Origin of the sequence: Peribacillus simplex (genome assembly GCF_900156045.1) — a bacterium.
GTDB lineage: Bacteria > Bacillota > Bacilli > Bacillales > DSM-1321 > Peribacillus > Peribacillus simplex_D.
Genome location: NZ_FTMX01000001.1, coordinates 1,328,471 through 1,350,423, shown reverse-complemented (window position 1 = coordinate 1,350,423; position 21,953 = coordinate 1,328,471). Strand labels below are relative to the sequence as shown.

At 41.2% G+C, this 21,953-nt stretch carries 14 protein-coding genes and 1 riboswitch; of the genes, 1 reads left to right on the top strand and 13 read right to left on the bottom strand.

Going from position 1 to position 21,953, the window contains the following annotated elements; genetic code table 11:
* Nucleotides 1–31 precede the first annotated feature (31 nt).
* The 12 genes from BW986_RS06480 to ku all read right to left on the bottom strand — a co-directional run bounded on the left by BW986_RS06480 (nucleotide 32) and on the right by ku (nucleotide 18,562).
* The gene (locus BW986_RS06480; RefSeq protein WP_076366146.1) at nucleotides 32–436 is read right to left on the bottom strand and encodes a secondary thiamine-phosphate synthase enzyme YjbQ; all 405 of its coding nucleotides are present in this window, start codon (nucleotides 434–436) and stop codon (nucleotides 32–34) included.
* A gap of 513 nt (nucleotides 437–949) precedes the next feature.
* Complete coding sequence (locus BW986_RS06470; protein WP_076366142.1) at nucleotides 950–2,842, bottom strand: PTS fructose transporter subunit IIABC; 1,893 nt, start codon at nucleotides 2,840–2,842, stop codon at nucleotides 950–952.
* A gap of 4 nt (nucleotides 2,843–2,846) precedes the next feature.
* Nucleotides 2,847–3,767 (bottom strand): 1-phosphofructokinase, encoded by a 921-nt coding sequence (pfkB, locus tag BW986_RS06465; protein ID WP_076366140.1) that lies wholly within the window; start codon nucleotides 3,765–3,767, stop codon nucleotides 2,847–2,849.
* Complete coding sequence (locus tag BW986_RS06460; RefSeq protein ID WP_076366138.1) at nucleotides 3,767–4,519, bottom strand: DeoR/GlpR family DNA-binding transcription regulator; 753 nt, start codon at nucleotides 4,517–4,519, stop codon at nucleotides 3,767–3,769. Before BW986_RS06460 ends, pfkB begins: the two co-directional genes overlap by 1 nt.
* Before the next feature lie 221 nt (nucleotides 4,520–4,740).
* Nucleotides 4,741–6,009 carry a 2-oxoglutarate dehydrogenase complex dihydrolipoyllysine-residue succinyltransferase gene (gene odhB, locus BW986_RS06455; protein WP_076366136.1) on the bottom strand — a complete coding sequence of 423 codons (1,269 nt, stop codon included), beginning with the start codon at nucleotides 6,007–6,009 and terminating at the stop codon, nucleotides 4,741–4,743.
* A gap of 1 nt (nucleotide 6,010) precedes the next feature.
* On the bottom strand, nucleotides 6,011–8,863 hold the full coding sequence (locus BW986_RS06450; RefSeq protein WP_076366134.1) for a 2-oxoglutarate dehydrogenase E1 component: 2,853 nt from the start codon (nucleotides 8,861–8,863) through the stop codon (nucleotides 6,011–6,013).
* A 376-nt stretch (nucleotides 8,864–9,239) separates the two neighbouring features.
* A complete protein-coding gene (locus BW986_RS06445; RefSeq protein WP_076366132.1) occupies nucleotides 9,240–10,010 on the bottom strand; it encodes a dioxygenase family protein in 771 nt (256 codons plus the stop codon).
* A 79-nt stretch (nucleotides 10,011–10,089) separates the two neighbouring features.
* Nucleotides 10,090–10,854, bottom strand: a complete 765-nt coding sequence (locus BW986_RS06440) for a polysaccharide deacetylase family protein (RefSeq protein ID WP_076366130.1) — start codon at nucleotides 10,852–10,854, stop codon at nucleotides 10,090–10,092.
* A gap of 103 nt (nucleotides 10,855–10,957) precedes the next feature.
* Nucleotides 10,958–14,407 carry a methionine synthase gene (gene metH / locus BW986_RS06435; RefSeq protein ID WP_076366128.1) on the bottom strand — a complete coding sequence of 1,150 codons (3,450 nt, stop codon included), beginning with the start codon at nucleotides 14,405–14,407 and terminating at the stop codon, nucleotides 10,958–10,960.
* A complete protein-coding gene (locus BW986_RS06430) occupies nucleotides 14,400–16,247 on the bottom strand; it encodes a bifunctional homocysteine S-methyltransferase/methylenetetrahydrofolate reductase (RefSeq protein WP_076366126.1) in 1,848 nt (615 codons plus the stop codon). Before BW986_RS06430 ends, metH begins: the two co-directional genes overlap by 8 nt.
* Before the next feature lie 105 nt (nucleotides 16,248–16,352).
* Nucleotides 16,353–16,451, bottom strand: a riboswitch (SAM riboswitch).
* Between the two features lie 111 nt (nucleotides 16,452–16,562).
* Nucleotides 16,563–17,213, bottom strand: coding sequence for an MOSC domain-containing protein (locus tag BW986_RS06425; protein WP_076366124.1), 651 nt, complete (start codon nucleotides 17,211–17,213; stop codon nucleotides 16,563–16,565).
* Nucleotides 17,214–17,719: 506 nt separating this feature from the next.
* A complete protein-coding gene (gene ku / locus BW986_RS06420; RefSeq protein ID WP_076366363.1) occupies nucleotides 17,720–18,562 on the bottom strand; it encodes a non-homologous end joining protein Ku in 843 nt (280 codons plus the stop codon).
* A 151-nt stretch (nucleotides 18,563–18,713) separates the two neighbouring features.
* Between ku and ligD the strand changes: the two genes are divergently transcribed.
* Entirely contained in the window at nucleotides 18,714–20,561 is a 1,848-nt protein-coding gene (gene ligD, locus BW986_RS06415) for a DNA ligase D (protein ID WP_076366122.1), read from the top strand.
* A 294-nt stretch (nucleotides 20,562–20,855) separates the two neighbouring features.
* On the opposite strand, the gene dapF is transcribed toward ligD, so the two are convergent.
* Nucleotides 20,856–21,842 (bottom strand): diaminopimelate epimerase, encoded by a 987-nt coding sequence (dapF, locus tag BW986_RS06410; RefSeq protein WP_076366120.1) that lies wholly within the window; start codon nucleotides 21,840–21,842, stop codon nucleotides 20,856–20,858.
* Between the last annotated feature and the right edge of the window lie 111 nt (nucleotides 21,843–21,953).

The following is a 21,953-nucleotide window of genomic DNA, read 5'->3' as shown; positions in this document are numbered from 1 at the left end:
CTCCCGCTTCAACCTTGCCGTACTTTCCATTTTACCTGTCAAAACATAATTTAATAAAATATTGCCTTTCTCTGGGACCATCGAATTCACAAAAATAGACACCTTGCCAAGTACCAAGGATCAAGCTCCCTTTATGGATGATCACCTGCTGTGAAGAACCAACTGTACTTGATTTCAAATGGGCTGCCGTGTTTCCTTCCATATGTAAATCCAATGTATGGTTCCATGGGTATTGCTCATCCAGTCTCCTTAGCATATCCTTTTTGACATCGGGATCGGCATTTTCATTAATCGTGATTCCTGCTGTCGTATGTGGACAATATATAAGTGCTATTCCCTCTTGAATCCCATTTTCCTTGATGAATGCCTGTACTTCTGTCGTAACATCAATCATATCATCCCTTTTCGTCGTTTTTAAGGTATTTTTCTTCAGCATGTACGATCACTCCTTTTGTTCATTTTAATACTCCTTTACCCCTAAACATTACATTTATGCTTTCATAAACGGTTCAAGAAAAATACATTTATCGTTGGAAGTAAAAATATTCACCTATTCATCATGACCTTTTTCCCTGTGAAATTGGATATATAAGGAGTTATTAGCGAGGTTGCAAGGTGAGCTTCATTTTTATGTCAATCAATCATTACCAATTAGCATCCCCCAAAAATACCGAGGGCCACTCAATGAAGTTTTTCACTGAGATACTGATGTTCCAGGAAGTGAATAAGCCTCTATCATTAAGGTCCAATGGCGGGGGATCGATTAAAAAATGTCGGAACGGAGGATAATTGCATTTCCGCAAAAGCGCATCCTGCCCTGCGGAAGATGAAAGGGTATCCAGGGCGAACCGTATATATTTATCCGATTCCTTCGGCAAACGGATCGAAATTCTGGAATGGAAATAATAAAAAGCGGGCCCTTTTATCGGACCCGCTTTTTATATGTGCATCATTTTAGTTTCTTTTTCCAGAATCCCAATATTAAAGCGGTAATGAGAGCTCCTATTAAAATCGCCAGCAAATAGCGGAAAGGATGGTTGACTAGGGGGATGACAAATATTCCCCCATGTGGTGCTGGTAAAGTTACACTAAAAGCCATTGACAGGGCTCCAGCCGTCGCTGCACCAACAACACTGCTGACGATGACGCGCAATGGATCTGCCGCGGCAAAAGGAATGGCTCCCTCTGTAATGAATGAAGCACCCATGAAGTAATTAGTGAATCCGGATTTCCTTTCCATTTCACTGAATTTGCTTTTAAAGAATGTAGTTGCAAATGCGATTCCAAGAGGGGGAACCATTCCACCAGCCATTACAGCAGCATGCGGTCCGAAACTTTGAGCTTCAATGGCTGCAATCCCAAAAGTGAATGCTGCTTTATTTAAGGGGCCTCCCATATCCACAGCCATCATACCCCCAAGAATCAAGCCAAGGAATATTGCGTTCGTGCCGGATAAGCCCTGCAGCCAATTGGTCAGGCCCATGTTAATTGCGGTTACAGGTTCATTTACGAGAAATATCATGATAAACCCTGTAATTAACATACCGAATACAGGATAGAGTAAAACCGGTTTAATGCCATCGAGTGTTTGCGGTAACCTGGAAAACAATTTTCTTAATAGTAAGACGACATAACCTGCAAGGAAACCGGCGATGAGTCCGCCAAGAAAACCGGCATTAGCCTGTGCTGCCAATAATCCCCCTACCATACCAGGAGCAAAACCCGGACGGTCGGCAATACTTGAAGCAATGAATCCAGCCAGGACAGGGACAAGTAAGAAGAATGCACCATTTCCCCCGCCAATATCACTTAATGCTTTAGCAATGGGATTATAATCCGGATTTGCCGGATCGGCTGCCTCGATTCCAAAAAAGAAAGAAAGTGCAATCAAGATTCCGCCCCCGACGACAAATGGAAGCATATTACTTACACCATTCATTAAGTGCTTGTAAATCCCCAATCCTCCTTTTGCTGATTCACCTTCATCACTTTTATCGTTTCCTGTTCCTTTGTAAACAGGGGCATCCTGATTCAAGGCCCTGGTTAACAGCTCCTCTGTCTTCCGGATCCCATGAGCCACAGGGACAATAATGACATGTTTTCCATTAAAACGATCCATATCCACCTGCTTATCAGCTGCAACGATAATCGCATCCGCCTCAGCAATTTCTGCGGCGGTTAAACCATTTTTGATTCCTGTGGAACCATTTGTTTCCACTTTGAAATCGATTCCCATTTCCTTGGCTTTAGCCTTTAACGCATCGGCAGCCATATAAGTATGGGCAATTCCTGTTGGACAAGCTGTAACGGCTAGGATTTTACCTCCTTCATTGTTACCACTGGCAGCATTACTTGATTGCTGCTCCTCTACTTCCTCTTCATCGGCTTCCATTTCTTTTTGATTGATTATCTCCAACACTTCTTCACCAGAAGTAGCAGAAATCAATTGGGTTCTGAATTTATCATCCATCAGTAATGAAGAAAGCCGAGAAAGGGTTTCCAAGTGATCTGCATTCGCACCTTCACTTGCTGCAATCATAAAGAACAAATGAGCCGGCTGCCCATCAAGCGATTCATAATCCACACCACTGACAGATTTGCCGAAACAGATGGCAGGTACCCTTACAGCACTTGTTTTTGCATGTGGTATGGCTATCCCCTCACCAATCCCTGTTGTGCTTTGCTCTTCACGTTTTAAGATGGCAGCTTTGAAACCCTCCACATCGTTTAACCTGTCTGCCTCGGCTAGCTTTCCTGATAGTTCATCAATGACTGCTTGCTTTGTAATGCTTTGCAGATTGATGATGATTGTATCCAATTTTAACAAGTCTGTAATTTTCATAGAGTCAGCCTCCTGTTAGATGATTGATAGCAATTTGTGGTAATAACTCTTCAATTTTATCCAATGTACCGAGGTCGGATGAAAAGGCTGTAGCACTTCCTGCTGCTAGACTGAAGCGGAAAGAAGATAGAATATCCCCTGTACTTTCATATGTCCCGATGAAACCTGCGACCATGGAATCACCGGCACCCACTGAGTTGATGACGTTCCCTTTTGGAACATTTGCGGAATATGACTCTCCACCGGAGCAAAGAACGGCCCCTTGTCCCGCCATTGAAACAATGACGTTTTGTGCTCCTGCCTCAACCAATTTAGCTCCATATTCCCTAGCATCATCAACCGTTCTTATTTCGGTTGAAAAAAGCTCACCAAGTTCATGATGATTGGGCTTTATTAAAAATGGCCGGTGCGGAAGGACATTCAATAATTCCTTGCCACTCGTATCCACCACCACTTTAATGCCGTTCTGGGAACAAGTCCTTGCCATGGCTTCGTATACATCCGAGGGAACGCTTGCAGGGATGCTTCCTGACAAAATGAGGATATCATCATCATTCAGCTGTTCGATCTGACTAAATAATTGTTGATAATTCCCTTTTGAAATGATTGGCCCTTGGCTATTTATTTCAGTCTCCAGCCCCGTTTTCAATTTAACGTTTATTCTTGTATCTCCAGCTATCTCTGTAAAGTCCGTAAAAATCTCTTCTTGTCTTAAAAACCTTTTTACAAATTCACCAGTTTGTCCACCGATGAATCCTAATGCTGTCGTGCTATTTCCCAGCCTTTTAAGCACTCGGGAAACATTGATCCCTTTCCCTCCTGGGAATTTTGCATCATAACTGGTTCGATTCACCTTGCCCAATTGAAAACTCTCCACCTCGACCAGGTAATCGATGGATGGGTTTAGTGTCACTGTATAAATCATTAAATGGTCACGACCTTTATCTTTGGATTTTTTTGGAGTTGAGCAATGGCCTCTTCATCATTGCTGTCAGTAAGGATTATGGCATCGCTTACATCTGCCACCTTAGCGAAAGTAGCTTCATTCAGTTTGGAGCTGTCAGCAAGCACGTATGTCTCGTTAGAGAGGCGTAATGCCATCTTCTTCAGCAGCGCTTCTTCCGGATCGGGTGTTGTGAAACCCAGATCTTGATGGATGCCGTTCATTCCCAAGAAACATTTATCAAAACGGTATTCATTCAAAAACTGTACAGCATTACTTCCAATAACAGCATTTGTCGAAAATTTTATCGTTCCGCCCACTAACACTGTTTTGATTTCCAATTCGATGAGTTTTGGAATATGCATAAGACCATTCGTCAGCACCGTTATATTTTTATCCTTTAAAAAAGGAATCATTTCCGCAGTTGTCGTGCCTGCATCAAGATATATACAATCATTTTTCTCTATGAATGAAGCCGCCAGCTTGGCTATAAGTTGTTTTTCAGCTCTTGCTTTGTATTGCTTTTCCATAGTTGTTGGTTCAAGGCCTTTTCTTTGAAGTAAAGAGGCCCCACCATGCACGCGTTTCAAGAGCTTCATTTCTTCGAGTTGCACTAAATCTCTCCGAATGGTCGACTCCGAGGCTTGTAACTGATCTACAAGCTCTTGCAGCTTTACCGTTCCTTGTTGTTTAAGGATCGATAAGATGAACTGGTGCCTTTCAGTTGTCAACAATTCGCCCACCTCACTTTAATATCATCATCATATATGAAAACGAAGCAATAATCAATCAAAAACGTTTAAAAATACTCATATTCATTCAAAAATACCTTCAAAAACATTCATATAGTTAGAGATGACCTTTCTTCATCTTTTTTTCTATGAAAATATCCTTTCATTTCTTCACACAAAAAAAACCCCCATGTCATGATGACATGGGGGTACGCATTATTTTATTAGCCTTGAAGTAAAAGTTGTTCTGGATCTTCCAGCATATCTTTGATAGCCACTAAGAAACCAACAGCTTCTTTCCCGTCAACGATACGGTGATCATAAGATAATGCAAGGTACATCATTGGTCTGTTTTCGATTTGATCTCCAACAGCGATTGGACGAGTCTTGATTGTATGCATGCCCAAAATCCCAACTTGAGGGGCATTCAAGATTGGTGTAGATAATAGGGAACCGAAAGTCCCGCCGTTTGTGATAGTAAAAGTACCACCTGATAAATCTGAAAGTCCCAGTTTGTTGTTACGCGCTTTAACAGCTAAATCCGAAATGTTCTTCTCGATTTCAGCAAAGCTTTTGCGGTCTGCATCCCTTACTACCGGAACGACAAGACCTTCATCAGTGGATACAGCTACACCGATATCATAAAAGTTCTTTTTCAGGATATGGTCGCCTTGGATTTCAGCATTCAATAACGGATATTTTTTCAATGCGCCAATGACCGCTTTAGTGAAGAATGACATGAAACCAAGTTTAACATCATTTGTTTTCACGAAAGAATCCTTATGGCGGCTACGCAATTCCATGACTGCAGAAAGATCGACTTCGTTAAAAGTAGTAAGCATGGCTGCTTCAGATTGTACTTGAACTAGACGTTTGGCAATGGTTTGACGACGGCGTGTCATCTTAACCACTTCAATGCGGTCATCATTCACTTCAACAGGAGCTGCTGCTTTTTTAGCTACAGGAGCTTGTTTAGGAGCTGCCGCAGGTGCTGCAGGTGCATTACTTGCTGCTTCTACGTCTTGTACACGTACGCGACCTAGTGGATCGGCTACAGGCACTTGAGTCAAGTCAATTCCTTTTTCGCGAGCCAATTTTCTTGCAGCTGGTGATGCAATAACTTGTTGAGTGGATGATGCTTCTTTTGCTTCTGCTTTAGGAGCCTCTTTAGCAGGAGCCGCTTGTTCAGCCTTAGCAGGTTCTGCTTTAGCTTCTTCAACTTTAGGAGCTTCCGCTTTTGGAGCTGCTGCAGCTGATCCATTTTCATCAACGATGGCGATAGCCTGTCCAACTTGGACAGTATCGCCTTCTTCTGCTAAATGTTCCGAAAGTGTACCAGTATAATCTGAAATGATTTCTACGTTCACTTTATCCGTTTCAAGTTCAAGGACATATTCTCCTTTTTCAACGTGATCACCGGGTTGTTTTAACCATTGCGCAATAGATCCTTCAGAAATTGATTCTGCTAATTCAGGTACTTTTACTTCAGCCATTTTATTTCTCCCCCTCATTATTGCGTGTAATTGCTTGAGTCATAATCCGTTGTTGTTCATTTTTATGGACAAGTGGATCTCCCTCAGCCGGGCTTGATCTGCGCTTCCTTCCTAAATATGTTACTGAAAGATTGCCAGGAGCCGCTGCATTTAAGCGTGGTTCAACAAATGTCCAAGCACCCATGTTTTTAGGTTCTTCTTGAGCCCAGAAGATTTCTTTAAGATTTGTATATTTTTTCAGGGCTTCTTGAACTCCAGTGAATGGGAATGGATAAATTTCTTCGATACTGATGATTTGCAACCAATCTGTATTTTTTTCAGTTGCCGCTTTTTCACGAAGTTCTACCGCCAATTTACCTGATGCAAAAACAATGCGTTCAACCGATTTAGGTTTTTTGCCCAAAGCTTTGGTTTCCACGAATGATTCAAAAGAGCCTTCACTGAATTCTTCTGCTGTAGAAGCCATCACTTGATTACGAAGCATACTCTTCGGTGTCATGATGACAAGCGGACGTACTTGCTCTTGATCCAAAATCTTAGATTGTCTTCTAAGGATATGGAAGTATTGAGCTGCCGAACTTAAGTTGGCAACTGTCCAGTTGTTTTCAGCCGCTAATTGAAGGAAACGCTCCAGGCGTGCACTTGAGTGCTCTGGTCCTTGTCCTTCATAACCGTGTGGAAGCAGCATGACAAGACCTGATTTTTGACCCCATTTTGCACGGCCTGCCGCGATGAATTGGTCAAAGATCACTTGTGCTGTATTAGCGAAGTCACCGAATTGGCCTTCCCATAATACAAGTGTCTCAGGTGCAAATACATTATAACCATATTCATAAGCCAGAACTGCCGTTTCAGTAAGCGGGCTGTTATGAACAGCGAATGATGCTTTGGCAGTTTCTAATGTGTGAAGTGGTGAATATGTTTTTCCGTTAACACTATCATGTAACATGATATTACGTTGTGCGAATGTTCCACGCTCTGAATCTTGTCCTGTCAAACGGATTGGAGTGCCGTCACTCAATATGGATGCAAATGCCAATGTCTCAGCATGAGCCCAATCAACTTTTCCGTCAGCACCAAAGGAATCCAAGCGACGTGATAAGATCTTTCCTAATTTTTTATTAGGAGTGAATCCTTCCGGCCACTTAACAAGTTCTTCGTTAATTGTAACAAGCTCTTGTTTCGGAACTGCCGTATCAATGGCTGGAAGTCCTTTTTCAATAATCCCAGGAGGATTACATTCTTTAGAAGCTTCCGGTTTATTTCCGGAAATTTTCGCATATGCATCTGCAAGCCTTGTATCCACTTGCTCAGCAATCGCTTTAACTTCAGCTTCAGTGAACTCGCCAGATTGAATCAGTTTTTTTCCATAAAGCTCTTTAACGGTTAGGTGCTTATGAATTAATGCATACATTTCAGGTTGTGTCACCAATGGCTCATCCATTTCGTTATGGCCGAATCGTCTGTAACCGATCAGGTCGATCAAGAAATCCTTGTTGTATTTTTCACGATATAGGTTAGCAAGGTTCACAGCAGCCATACATGCTTCCGGATCATCTGCATTCACATGCACGATCGGCACTTCAAAGCCTTTGGCCAAATCACTAGCATATAAGGTTGAACGTGAATCTTCACTTTCCGTTGTAAAACCGATCATGTTATTGGCGATGATATGGATGGCGCCGCCAACTTGATAACCGCGTAAACGGCTTAAGTTAAACGTTTCAGGTACAATTCCTTCACCTGGGAATGCTGCATCACCATGAATCAGGATTGCAAGAGATTTGGAAATGTCTTGAACCGGGAATCCTTTTTCTGAACGGTCTTCTTGTGCCGCACGAGAATACCCTTCTACGATTGGACCGACAACTTCCAAGTGACTTGGGTTATTGGCAAGTGTAATCCTTGCTTTTTGTATATTTGCTTTAGTTATCTGTTTATCCAGACCTAAATGGTATTTAACATCACCGGTCCATCCATTGTTAATGCCTGTTGAACCTTCGGAAGGAACCAAATCTTTATTCGGTGAATGTTGGAATTCAGAGAAAATGACCTCATATGGCTTTCCTAATACATGCGCAAGCACATTCAAACGTCCTCGGTGAGCCATGGCAATATTCACATTCCCCGTTCCGTTTTGAACAGTTTGTGAAATCATTTCATCTAAAATCGGAACCAAAGCATCCAGTCCTTCAATAGAGAAACGTTTTTGCCCTACATATGTGCGGTGAAGGAATTTCTCGAAACCTTCGACTTCATTCAATCGTTTAAGTAATAGTTCTCTTTTCTCTTTAGTCACTTCCGGGAACATGTTTCCGGATTCGACCATATCAGTAAGCCATTGCTTTTCATCCAAGTCATTAACATGGTGAAATTCAAAGGCTATCGTTTTTGTATAGAGTTGTTTTAGGTATTGTACGGCTTCGTATCCGTCTTTCACGTCTTCAGGTGATTCCGGGCAAATAAAGTCAGCCGGTATTTTCCTTAAATCATCTGCAGTCAAGCCATATTTTTCAAAGTGAATTTGTTCAGTGTCCAGAGCTTCTTCTTTTAAAGGATAAATATTTGCAGCAAGATGTCCGTAATGACGGATATTTTCAGCTAACGTTACTGCAGACATAATTTTCTTCATTGGAAGAACTTCTCCAGTTTGTACAGTTGGTGCACTTCCAATCGTTGTTTCTACCGATACATCGAATGAAGGAGGACCTGCTACTTCAAAAAAGTTTTTCAGTTCCGGATCCACTTCTTCCGGGTTTGCTAGAAATAGATCGTATTGCTCCATGACATACCCAAGGTTTGGACCTGAAAAAGCTTTCCAGTGGTCTAATACCTTAGAATCATTGATGGTCATTTTGTAAACCCCCAAATTTTTCTCATAATTTTTTTCATTACGTTTTATCCATCCCCAAATTTCTTTCTTCTAAATTTTCCCCAAATAAATGATATATATAAGATATATAATAAATAACTTTGGTTATTGAATAATAAAATTTTAAAGGATAAAACGTTTTCAGATGTTATATTAACATGTTTTTGTCGAAATATCCAAAGGTTAAACAACTTTATGCAACCTTTTTGCAACTATATTTCTGTTTAATTCGTCAAAATACGCTTTTAATTGACTTTTTTGCTCATTTAAGTCTTTTTTTCGCTAAAAAAAGATTTTTGTATTTTTGTATAATGGTTATTTTTCAGGTAAATTTAACTAGTTTGAAAACCCTTTCAGTTCAATCAAACTTCCAAGCTGTTAAACTTAGATTGCCATATTGAAAGCTCCTGTGCAGGAGAGCTGCTTTTTTTTTGTCATCCCCTGACCCCATTGCGATGACCAATGGAATGAAATGCTCTTTGGAAGGCACAGCCTCTGTACTATAAGGGGCGATTTTTTCATACTCAAACAAGGATTGCAAATCCCATTTCATGATTTTCTCTTCGACCCAGTTCTCAAACTCTATTGCCCATCCTTCTGCAACATTCATATCCTCCTGTATTTGGGTGAAATTATGGACAATTCCACCGCTCCCGATGATCAGGACATTACTTTCTTTTAATTCCCTCAATGTTTTCCCGATTTCATACTGCTTGTCCAAAGGCAGCGCAGGACTAATGGACATAGATACGGTCGGGATGTCAGCTTCGGGATACATGATATGCAAAAGCCCCCATGATCCATGATCCAAGGGGCGCCTTTCATCAAGTTCACCCAATACACCTATCTTGGACAGTAAGGTTAAAATTCGATCTGACAGCTCAAGGCATCCCCTAGCTGGATAGGTTATCTGAAATATTTCTTCAGGATACCCTGCAAAATCATAAATGACTTCATGCTTCCCTACTGCTGAAATCATTTGATCTTCACTTTCCCAATGTGCTGACAAAATAACGATGGCAGCAGGTTTCTTCATAGTTTGCATATAATCCTTCAAAAAAGAAGTGTAGCAATTCCTTTCCAAAGCTAATAGCGGTGTTCCATGTGATAAAAACAATGATGGCATCATAGAAACGATAAATCCTTTCGCATTGTAATCTCAATACCCTATACCTTAATTTACTATAGATAAACATTGTGTTCATCAATTAAAATTGCAATTTCGGGGTTGTCTCATCAATAGTATCAAAGGTATACCCTTCTTTTTTAAGGAATTCAATTATATCAGGCAATGCTTTCACTGTATTCTTCATACTATTGATATCATGCAATAAGATATTAACATGCTTTTGATTTTTCGTCCCTTTTTGTACAGCAGTAATGATTTGTTGTTCACTTATTGACGGACTGAAGCCATCTGTCGAGTCAATGGACCAATCAAAGTAAATATACCCTTTTTCCTTTAGTTGTTGAAGGATTCCATTGATGATGGGTTTCGTTGCAGCCTGATGCCTCAGACGATTATTCGAGCCGCCAGGAAGGCGCACAATACGGCTTTTTATCCCATACTCCTTTTGCAGCATGGTTTCAAGCCTATTCAAATCTTGAAAGAAACTCTCAGTCGATCGATAAACGATGGAATAATCATGTGTATAAGAATGGAGGGCAATCACATGTCCGCGGGAAACCATTTCCTGATAACTTTCCTTTGCGTATGGTTCTTCATTCCCTTTAACGAAAAATGTGGCCTTAACATGATAGCTGTCCAAAATATCCAATATCTTCACGGTATTCAAAGATGGCCCGTCATCGAAAGTCAAATAAGCGATTTTCTGATTTTCCTTACTTTTTAGAAGCGGTGTCATCTCTTCAGGAACCATTGCATGTCCTTGAATGTTCTGGACATCCACAACCAACAAAATAATAATGAAAGAACCCGCCATGGAAAGAAATAATTTCAGGATATTCTTCATAGGTGCTGCATCCCCTTCCTTTTGACCATTAAGATGTACCAATTAAGGGGTTTCATGCGCAATAAGGCAGCGGTAAAAAATACCGCTGCCTTTTTTAAATGAGTTATCGATCGACATTAAAGTAACGGGCTTCAGGATGTGCAAAAACAATGGCTGACACGGAAGCCTCCGGTTCCATCATGAATCCTTCAGTCAATTCCACGCCAATATCCTGAGGTTGTAACAGGCGGAATAGCTTCTCCTGGTCTTCCAGATTAGGACAAGCAGGATAACCAAATGAAAACCTTTGCCCGGTGTACTTAGCGGCAAACCGCTCTTTCATGGACATTTCAATCGGATCGCTTATACCTAAATCATCCCGCATTAATTGATGAATTCTTTCCGCGAAACCTTCAGCTGTTTCGAGAGCAAGTGATTGAAGGGCGTGATTTTTCAAGAAATCACCTTCAAGCTTTAGTTTTTCTGCCCATTTTCTGATTCCCTTTCCGGCAGTGACCAGGAAGAAACCAACATAATCCATTTGCCCGGAGGAGATCGGTTTCGCGAAGTCCGCTAAACAAAGATGCGGACTCGTATCTTGCCGGGGGAAATCGAAAGTTTCCAAAACCTCGTTATGATTGTCCGGGTTGTATACCAATAGTTTATCCCCTTCGCTTTGAGCAGGGAAAAATTGATAAACTGCATGCAAGCCATAATCCGGTTCCGTCTTTAGGAATTCAATCAATTCATCAACGAGATCATTGAGCTGCACTGCTTTTTCATTCCCTTGCTTAAGCAATTCGGAAACTTTACCTTTTAACCCCAAATGATGACCAATCAGCATTTGCCTATTAATATACGGCTGGATGACATCCAATGGATAGTTTTTCAGTACGTGACGCTTGATGTCCCGCGGTTTTTGAACAGGAGCATCGCTTAAAGGGGCAGCTGTTGACTGCTTCCGAACAGGTTTTTCCATCGTGGCAGCAATGGCGGCATTCGCTTTCGCTCTTTCTCGCTTCTCGACTAACTCTTCCAAGTACACCACTTTTTTGTCAGAGTCATGTAAAATATTCGTTACAGCCAAACCATCCATCGCATCTTTGGAATATAAAACCGGTCCTTCATATTCAGGTGATATTTTAAAATCGGTGAATTTACGGGATAATGCTGCCCCTCCCACTAAAATTGGGGTATCTATTCCCGCTTGCCTTAAATCCTGTGCGGTTAAAACCATTTGCTGTGCAGATTTGACGAGTAAGCCAGATAGGCCAATGATGGTTGGCTCATGTTTTCGAACCTCTTCTATGATTTGTTGCGGTGCGACCTTTATTCCCAAATCAATGACTTCATAACCATTATTGGATAGGATGATATCCACAAGGTTTTTCCCAATATCATGCACATCTCCCTTGACAGTCGCCAAAAGGATTTTCCCTTTTTTAGCACTATCTTCAGAGTTTTCCATTAGTGGTTCAAGGTGAGATACAGCCGCCTTCATCGCTTCAGCACTCTGAAGCACCTCTGCGACAATAAGTTGGTTGTCATTAAACAACCTCCCCACCTCACCCATGCCATCCATCAATGGTCCATTGATGATTTCCAATGGGGCATCACCGCGCTCAATCGCTTCATTTAAATCATCAACCAATCCTTCTTTCGTTCCTTCGATAATATAGTTACCTAAACGTTCATCCAATGGCAGGATCACACCATCATCCTTCTTCTCCGCTTTTTTCCCGCGATAAAACTCGGTAAAAATCGCTAAAGTTTCAGTCGATGTCTCAAACAGGAGTGCCTCAGCCAATTTCACTTCCTCTTCCGGTATCAGAGCAAAACGTTCAAGTTTTTCTGTATTCACGATAGCATAATCGAGACCGGCTTTTGTACAATGGTAAAGGAAAACTGCATTTAATATTTCCCTTCCCCTCGCTGGCAGACCGAAAGAAACGTTAGAAATGCCAAGTATCGTTAGGCATTCCGGAAACTTTTCTTTAATCGCCTTTATTCCATTCACCGTTTCCAATGCAGATCCAATATATTGTTCATCACCTGTGCCTACAGGAAATACAAGCGGATCAAAAATGATGTCACTTTTGTTTAGACCGTACTTATTAACGAGCAAATTCACAGACCGTGTAGCCACTTCCAATTTCCGTTCAGCATCGACGGCCATCCCAGTTTCATCAATGGTTCCTACGACAACGGCAGCACCATATTGATGGACTAAGGGCACTATTTTTTCAAAGCGCTCTTCACCATCTTCAAGGTTTATGGAATTAATGATCGATTTTCCTTGTGAATGTTTTAAAGCTTGTTCAAGTACAGCTTCATCCGTAGTATCGATGACCAATGGGACTTTCACTTTCTTGACGACCTCTTCCACAAATTCCTTCATATCGCCAAGCTCATCCCCATCAGGATCAGCAAGACAGATATCAATGACATGGGCGCCTTTTTTCACCTGGGTACGTGCAATTTCGGCAGCCGGCTCGTAATGCTTTCCACGTATCAGCTCCTTGAATTTTCGGGAACCGATAACATTCGTTCTTTCACCTACGAATAAAGGACGCATTGAATCATCATAAATTAGCGGCTCTATGCCCGATACGGCATGACCATGGGCTGCTTCCGTAATTGTACGGGGCTTCATGCCTTCGAGGACCCTGGAAAGTTCTTTAATATGTTCTGGTGTCGTACCACAACATCCGCCAATGATATTGATCCATCCCTTTTCGGCAAATTGCTTCATTTTCTCTGCCAGGGAAGTAGGTGACTCATGATAGTGGCCTTCTTCATCAGGGAGCCCGGCATTCGGATAACAGCTGATGGCACTATTTGATATATCTGCAAGTGTCCTGATATGATCTATCATGAATTCCGGCCCTGTTGCACAATTAAGGCCGACCGCAACGGGCTTCATATGTTCAACCGATAAATAAAAAGCTTCTATGGACTGGCCAGCAAGTGTAGTGCCCATCGGTTCGATTGTTCCTGATATGATGACAGGCACATCCTTTCCTGTTTTAGCGAATGCTGCTTTGATTCCGGAAAAGGCAGCCTTTACATTAAGCATATCCTGACAGGTTTCCACCAGTAACAAGTCTACCCCGCCATCCAAGAGACCCAGTGCCTGTTCTTCATAAGAATCGGTTAAAATATCAAAAGTCGTTCCTCCCGTTACGGAAAGCGTTTTTGTAGTTGGGCCCATCGAGCCAGCTACATACCTTGGCCATTCATCATTGGAGTACTTTTCACAAGCTTTAACGGCAAGCTCAGCTGAAATCTTATTAAGCTTGTATGCGATAGTGCTTATTTGGTATTCCTCCAGAACGATGCTGGTCGCTCCGAAGGTATTTGTTTCGATGATGTCTGCACCCGCTGCTAAATATTTTTCATGAATGGATTGGATGATTTCCGGTTGCGTCAATGATAAATATTCATTGCAGCCCTCGAATTGTTCCCCGCCAAAATCCCCTGCCGTCAAATTCTCAGCTTGAAGCATGGTTCCCATCGCCCCGTCAAGAAGGAGAATCTTAGAATTTAACTGATCTTGAATCGCTTTTTTATTCATGAACTGCCACCTCTGATGTATGTTTACTATCGACTTTTCTAATATATTTCGTAAGTTCCGCCGTCATTTCATAGCGAAGGAACGGAGTGATTAAATATATGCCCTTGAATTTTTCCCTTGCCGCGTCCACTAGCTCCCGTGCGATATTCACTCCTTCAATCCTTGACTTTACAGGGTCATCCCCCGCTAACGCCATGGCCCTTCTAACATTATCAGGCAGTTTGATGCCTGGGATCTCATTATGGATGAATTCGGCGTTCCGGGTGCTTGTCAAGGGCATGATACCGATGAAAATCGGGGTTTCTAAATGTTTTGTAGCTTCATATACCTCTTCGATCTGTTCCACGGAATAGATTGGCTGTGTCAAGAAGGATTGAGCACCGCAGGCAATCTTCTTTTCCATTCTCAGTACGGCTTTATCCAGATATTTCACATTGGGATTGAACGCTGCCGCAATTTTGAAATTTGCCCGTTGTCCCAAACTTTGTCCGGAATAGGAAAGACCTTCATTAAATTGTTTGACCATGCTTATTAGGTCAAAGGAAGACAAATCATAAACCGAAGTGGCGCCCGGGAAGTCCCCAATTTTTGAAGGGTCGCCGGTGATGATCAATATCTCGTTCAGCCCCACCGTTTGCAAACCCATTAAATGTGACTGCAAGCCAATCAAATTTCGATCACGGCATGTTATATGCACCATCGGCTCTATATTCAATTGGTTCTTCAGTAAATTAGCCAGTGCATCATTTGATATCCTTGGTGAAGCAAGCGAATTATCCGCTAATGTGATGGAATCGACCCCTGCTTTTTTCAAAACCTCAGCACCAGTCATGAAGCTCTCTATTCCTAACTTTTTCGGTGGATCAAGTTCAACTAGAATCGTCCTTTCTGTTTTGGCCTTTTCGAACAGGGGACGTTCCAATCCTCTATCATTCACTTCAATTATTTCTATTTCACGGGATTTAGTATATTTCTCTTTCACAGGAGCCAAACTTCCAATCGCATTCTTTACAGCTTGAATATGCAGCGGAGTTGTTCCACAGCACCCTCCTATGATCGCGGCACCCTGCTCACGAAGTTCTAGGGCACTTGAACCGAAATATTCCGGCACTGCTTTATAGACGAGCCTTCCATCCACATAATCCGGGAGGCTGGCATTTGGGTATATGGCAATTGATGCTTGCTTTGGCAAACTCACTTCTTCCAAGGCACGAATCATATGATGTGGACCGAGACGGCAGTTCACCCCAACAACATCGGCACCCAATTGCTCAAGTTTTTGAAAGGCTTCATTTAAATGGATTCCATTTTGAAGATTTCCCAGTTCATGCATCGAAACATTTGCGATGATCGGCAATCCAGTTTCATTTTTAACGATTTGCAGAACGGTTTCCAGTTCTTCGAGGTCATAAAATGTTTCCAAAAGAATCCCATCAGGGTTTTCCATCAAAAGACTGTATAGCTGTTCACGAAAACCCCGTTTTATCTCTTCCATGCTTAAATCCGATTTCCTGATGCTCCGCTGTGCCCCTATGGTACCGAAGACGTATGCCTTTCCTTTTGCCGCTTTTTTTGCAAGAATGACTCCCTGGCGATTGATTCTGCTTACCTCATCTTCAAGTCCATACCGTTTCAATTTGTTGAAATTGGCTCCGTATGTATTCGATTGAAGGATATCTGCACCAGCTTCCAAATAGGCACGGTGGATGGACTCTATTTGATCTGGGTTCGTGCAGTTTAATTCCTCATAGCATTGATCGATGCCATTTGAATACAATAAGGTTCCCATTGCCCCTTCCCCAACCAGTATTCTTTCTTTCACGTCTTTACGAAAATTCATCATTACATCCTCTCTCAAAAACAATCCTGTTTTTGTCGTATTCTATGAGTATGAGAGAAAAGGAAAAAAAAACCTTCTCAAAGAAGAAGGTTTTTTGAAACATTCTCCTCATCTATCAAGCTCTGCTTGCTGGATTTAGCACCTTTGCCTAAGCTGGTTGCTGAGGTTTCTTCGGGCCAGTCCCTCCACCTCTCTCGATAAGATCCATTTATATAATTTTCACAAGATTTCAAAATTTGATTATACTTAATTTACATTAATAATCTGTCAATTTCAATACCTGATCGACATTTTTTTCACTTTTGCAAAAATCATTCAATCTTTTGCAGCTTGAACCCTCTTCAAGACCCTTTGTTTCCAGTCTTCCGCTAACGAGTCTAGTGTAAGTAAAGCCTTTGCGCCTTCCAGCCCATCTCGTTTATGAAGGATTACCTCTGCTGCATAATGAACTGAAATTTTTTCCTGCAAACGATCTATCAGCACAATCTCGTTTTGTTTATTTATCGTTCCTTCTTGAAGTACTCTTGCAAAATAACCAGTTAAGCTCGTTTTCAGTACGAGTTCCAAAAACTTAGGTTCTTGATTGAATTGGGAAATGGTCGAACAAGGTATCCTCCCCTGGTTAATTTGAACAATCACTTCTCCTATTTGATAAATATCGCCGATATACGTTGTTTCTTCCTTCATCCCCGCTATGGTTAAATTTTCACCGAATGCAGGAATTCCCAGCTTTTTAGAGAATTTTTCATTCCATAATGAATAATGCTCAAAGGGGTAAAAGCACAATGCTCGATCAGGACCTCCATGGAACTTTTCATTACCTACCCCATCACCAATTATACCTGATTTAGTCACTGTCACATTATCCTGTGCTTGTTTATCCATTGCTGAAAAGATATCGATATTCGAAAAAATTTCATGCTTCGGCTTCCCTGCATGAAGTGCTTTGATTTTTCCATTTTCCATTTTGCATCTTCCATTCATATTTAATTTATACCATTCTGTATGTATAAATTATACTAAAAATCCATTTTATTCTGAAGGTTTTTATAAGAATATGAAAATGCAAAAGCCCTATGAGCCGTTAAGTGGGCGAAATATCATTGATTTCCAGAAAAATTCATAGGTTAGTTTCAGTAATTTTGTTGCTATTTCAGAATTAAATATGGTAGAATATGAACACAATATATAGTCGAAAACTACAACCGTTCGCCTATATGTTGATTTTCACGATTGAATTCCTCATTGTCGCTCTTTAGGGAGCGAATTTTTTTGCCTTCATTTTCATCCATCATTTTCTTTTAATTCCATTCTGCCCCTTACATCATGATCCACTTACATATTTGCACTTTCCTGACCTATGTAATTCTTCTCCTGTTAATTCACTTTCATTACCTTATTAGCAGGCAAATCCTTTGCTAAAACAAGCAGAAAGCCGAGCGACATCATGCGTCTTCCGCTCAGCTTCCTGTCTAAGCTTGTTTCTTTTTTTTCGGTGCCACTTTCTTTCGGGTCGTCTTTTTCATTTCCGGTTCATCATGTTTCGTACGGTCAATGGATGCCTGTAATGCCTCCATTAAATCGGTAACATTGTTGGAAACTGGTTCTTTTGTTTTGGCTGTAATTGTCGTCTGTCCAGCTTTCTTTGATTCAATCAATTCAAGTAACGCGGTTCGATAATCATCGGTGTATTTCGTCGGATCGAAAGTAGTCGTTAATTGATCTATCAATAATACGGCAGTATCGATTTCTTTTTTTTCAATGGTATCATTGGCAGGGATATTCGGAACATCCGCTGTGGAGCGAACTTCATCCGGATAATGAATCGTTTCCATCACCAAGGTATTATCAACGACTCTGATTACCGCCATTTGTTCTTTAGAGCGAATGATGATTTTCGCTAACCCTACCTTATTCGATTCCTTGAGGGCCTGCCTCAAAAGGGAATAAGCTTTTATCCCTCCGTCATTAGGGGACATATAATAACTCCGGTTAAAATAAATGGGATCTATTTCTTCAATTTTAACGAAATCCACGATTTCCACGGCTTTTTCTTCGTTTTGTTTTTTCAGTTGTTCTAGTTCATTTTCTTCCAATACAACAAACTTTCCCTTTGTATACTCAAAAGCGCGGACTATATCATCCTTCCCCACTTCTTTCTGGCATACCGGACAAACCTTTTCGTATTTAATCGGTGAATGACATTCCTTATGCAACGTCCTCAAAGAAATATCCTTATCCTCCGTTGCAGCATGAAGTTTGATCGGAATGTTCACCAAACCGAATGATATGCTCCCCTTCCACATCGTATGCATATTCGTCACCTCATAACTTATTTTTAAAAAGAAGAACAATTTTATTATTCCCCTTTGTTTAAAAAAAACCGAAAAAACAATTGCCAACTCTAACACTTCGTTTTTTTGGCAAAATAATGTTAATCAATTATTTGCGGAGGTAAATACAAAAATGAAACCGATGCTGCCAACCTATTACCCCGAAGCCCCCAACTCCAAGGATTGGCGTTATGAAGTCAAATATGACGGCTTTAGGGCTATTTTAAAGATAGACTTCGATACCATAAGCATATCGAGTCGGAACGAAAAGGAATTATCATCACAATTCCCGGAAATCATTGCTTACATCAAAGATCTGGACCTGGAAGATTATCTCCCGCTTCAGTTAGATGGAGAATTGGTCTGGCTTACCAATCAGGCAAAAGCCGACTTTTTTCAAATACAGTGGCGAGGACGACTTGGGAAACAATCCTTAATTTCAGAAAAAGCCCGTTTTTCCCCATGCCGGTTTTTAGCGTTTGACCTGCTTAGGATCAGCGGAAAAAACGTAGCAGCTAAACCTTTAGAAGAACGAAGGGAATTGATGTTGAATATGGGGGCAAATCTTGGCTTTCCCATGCCACCTGATCCCAACGATAAGGCTTTGATACAATTAATAGAGAGTTTTGATGTTTTGGAAAATGCTTTGAATAAGGTCATCCTATTAGATGGCGAAGGGGTTGTCGCCAAGGAAATTCGTGGTACTTGGCAAGAAGGGAAACGTACTGCCTCTTGGATTAAGGTGAAAAATTGGAAGACCGTTTCTTGTTTCATTACAGCATTGCACAAAGAAAATGGTTACGTTTCCCTCGCAGTTTTCAAAGAAGGTGCCGTAACCAAAATTGGAAGTGTTAAAAATGGACTGAGTGCCCAGGATAAAAGGATATTGCATGAACTGATCAAGCAAAATGCATCAGACGAAGACGCACAATTTTTTTATATCCATCCGTCCATTTGCATCGAAGTTCAATTCTTACACGTGTATGAGGAGAATGAATTGCGTGAGCCTCAGTTTTCACAATGGCTTTTACAAACTGCTCCCAAAGAATGTACCTGGGAGAAATTCGTGGTGGGTCAATATACATTTCCAGATACTGTACAAATAACTTCCAGGGATAAACCGCTTTGGATAACAGGAGATGAACAGGTGGTTAAGGTTGAATACCTTCATTATTTAAGGGAGGTTTCAGCTTTCTTCTTACCCTTCTTGAAGGATAAACTGCTTACGACGATCCGCTATCCTCATGGCACTTTGGATAAAGAAAGGTTTTTCCAGAAAAACAAACCTGATTATGCGCCGTCCTTTATTAAAACGTTCATTGATGAGGATATCGAGTATATGCTATGTAATGATATTGAAACGCTTCTTTGGTTTGGCAATCAACTTGCATTGGAATTCCATGCGCCATTTCAGAAAGCGGGTAAAACACGCCCCGATGAAATCGTCCTGGACTTGGATCCCCCTTCCATCGATTTTTTCTCCTTAGCGATAAAGGCCGCACAGGAAATAAAAAAGGTGATGGAATCATTAAGGATAAAAGCTTTTGTAAAAACTTCAGGAAACAAAGGACTTCAAATTCACATCCCACTGCCTGAAGACAGATTTACTTATCAGGAGACACGCATTTTCACTGACTTTCTCGGTGACTACTTATCAAGTTCCAACCCAAATGAATTTACAACGGAAAGAATGAAAATAAATCGGCATAATCGACTATACTTGGACTTTGTGCAGCATAGTGAAGGAAAAACCATCATCCTTCCTTATTCCCCGCGGGGAAATTCTTTCGCTGGTGTGGCCACACCTTTGTTTTGGGAGGAAGTGGACGAAAGTCTCCAGTTAAAGGACTTTACGTTAGAAACCATACCAAGCAGAATAAAAAGGGAAGGGTGTGCATTTATGGATTACAGACTCATTGATAATGGACCAGCCTTTTTGGAGGTTTTGTCGTTCCTAAAACAAAAAAAGACCAACAACTGATTGATCTTAGGGAGTATAATATGAACGTTGATTCCCTCTCCAGGCAACTCCACTTTCCACGGGCGGTCTTTGCGCCTGTTGGGTCTTCCTGGGACGCTAAGCAGGAGTCTCGTGACTTCCATTCCGGATCAACTGTGGAATGTTCTATTAAGAAAAACTGTAGGCTGGTCACATCCCCAACATTGATTATAATACTAAAATATACTTTTGGAAAAAACCTCACTGGAGTTTTTAATAAGAAAACTGCAGGCAAACTCGCTTTTCTTCGAGTTTGCCTGCAGTCTGAAAATTTCTTTATACTTTTGTTTTCAAATAACTTTGAACTTCATCCTGAAGCTTGGCATATAAGCTTGTTTCCAATTCAAAATCCTCTTTCTCAAGCATTTTAAATTTTTCAGGCTGATCTAAATCTATTTCAATCAATACCTTGAATTCATATGTTGCGTTCCCGATTAAATCAATTGAATATTTTTGGCTTTCTTCATCATGGTGGACCACGCATTTAACTTTTCCGCCGTTATTGTAGACAGATATTTCACTTTCCAACGCGTTTAAACCAACAGAGCATGTTACTAGGCTTGAAGCAGACATCGCCGTTCCACATGCATTCGTAAAGCCTACCCCCCGTTCGAATGTCCGCACATAAATGCTCCCTGGTTCCAGCGCTTTCACAAAGCTGACATTGACACCATCAGGGAAAAGATCATTCGGTTGATTGACCTTTGTTGAAAGTTCGTCCTGCAAATCACTTCGCAAAACATCGCTATCGACGAGCGTGATCAAATGTGGATTAGGTACTGCCAATGCCGAAAATAATAGGGTATCATGAAGTTCCGGCAATAATTCGTTTTGCAATTGTTCTTTAGCCAAAACTAGAGGCAGATCCTTCACATTAAAACTTACCGGGGAAATTTCCACCTTGAAAGTCGGAATTCCCTCATAAATATCTTCCGTTTTTTCCACGAGTAGATTTGCCTTCATGGTTTCCACGATCATTTTATCGAGCCCCAGAACGTCGTTCGCGTACCGTGCAACACAGCGAAGTCCATTGCCGCACATCGAGGCTTCCGATCCATCCGCATTAAAGACACGCATCCGGCAATCGGAATGTTCACTTTTCATTACGAACAAAATTCCATCCGCCCCAAGCCTTTCCCTATCGCATAGGGCCTTGGCGAAATTTTTCCGCTCTTCTTCAGTAAACGTCAGGGTCGTCGTCAATTCATCAATGATTAAGAAATCATTTCCTGAACCATGGCTTTTTAAACCTTCAATAATCATCCTGTCACATCCTCTAATATGCTGCTTGTCATTTATCATTTTTTTAATATTCTATATCATAGCATTTTCAATATGGATGTGTCATCGCGTAAATTACAATAAATCCATTTT

Coding starts and splice junctions, on each gene's coding strand:
- ku (WP_076366363.1), bottom strand. CDS start 18,562: ATGCATACGATGTGGAAGGGGAGCATATCATTCGGTTTGGTGAACATT.
- BW986_RS06445 (WP_076366132.1), bottom strand. CDS start 10,010: ATGATGCCATCATTGTTTTTATCACATGGAACACCGCTATTAGCTTTG.
- ligD (WP_076366122.1), top strand. CDS start 18,714: ATGAAACCGATGCTGCCAACCTATTACCCCGAAGCCCCCAACTCCAAG.
- odhB (WP_076366136.1), bottom strand. CDS start 6,009: ATGGCTGAAGTAAAAGTACCTGAATTAGCAGAATCAATTTCTGAAGGA.
- BW986_RS06480 (WP_076366146.1), bottom strand. CDS start 436: ATGCTGAAGAAAAATACCTTAAAAACGACGAAAAGGGATGATATGATT.
- BW986_RS06430 (WP_076366126.1), bottom strand. CDS start 16,247: ATGAATTTTCGTAAAGACGTGAAAGAAAGAATACTGGTTGGGGAAGGG.
- BW986_RS06470 (WP_076366142.1), bottom strand. CDS start 2,842: ATGAAAATTACAGACTTGTTAAAATTGGATACAATCATCATCAATCTG.
- BW986_RS06450 (WP_076366134.1), bottom strand. CDS start 8,863: ATGACCATCAATGATTCTAAGGTATTAGACCACTGGAAAGCTTTTTCA.
- BW986_RS06425 (WP_076366124.1), bottom strand. CDS start 17,213: ATGGAAAATGGAAAAATCAAAGCACTTCATGCAGGGAAGCCGAAGCAT.
- pfkB (WP_076366140.1), bottom strand. CDS start 3,767: ATGATTTATACAGTGACACTAAACCCATCCATCGATTACCTGGTCGAG.
- dapF (WP_076366120.1), bottom strand. CDS start 21,842: ATGATTATTGAAGGTTTAAAAAGCCATGGTTCAGGAAATGATTTCTTA.
- metH (WP_076366128.1), bottom strand. CDS start 14,407: ATGAATAAAAAAGCGATTCAAGATCAGTTAAATTCTAAGATTCTCCTT.
- BW986_RS06440 (WP_076366130.1), bottom strand. CDS start 10,854: ATGAAGAATATCCTGAAATTATTTCTTTCCATGGCGGGTTCTTTCATT.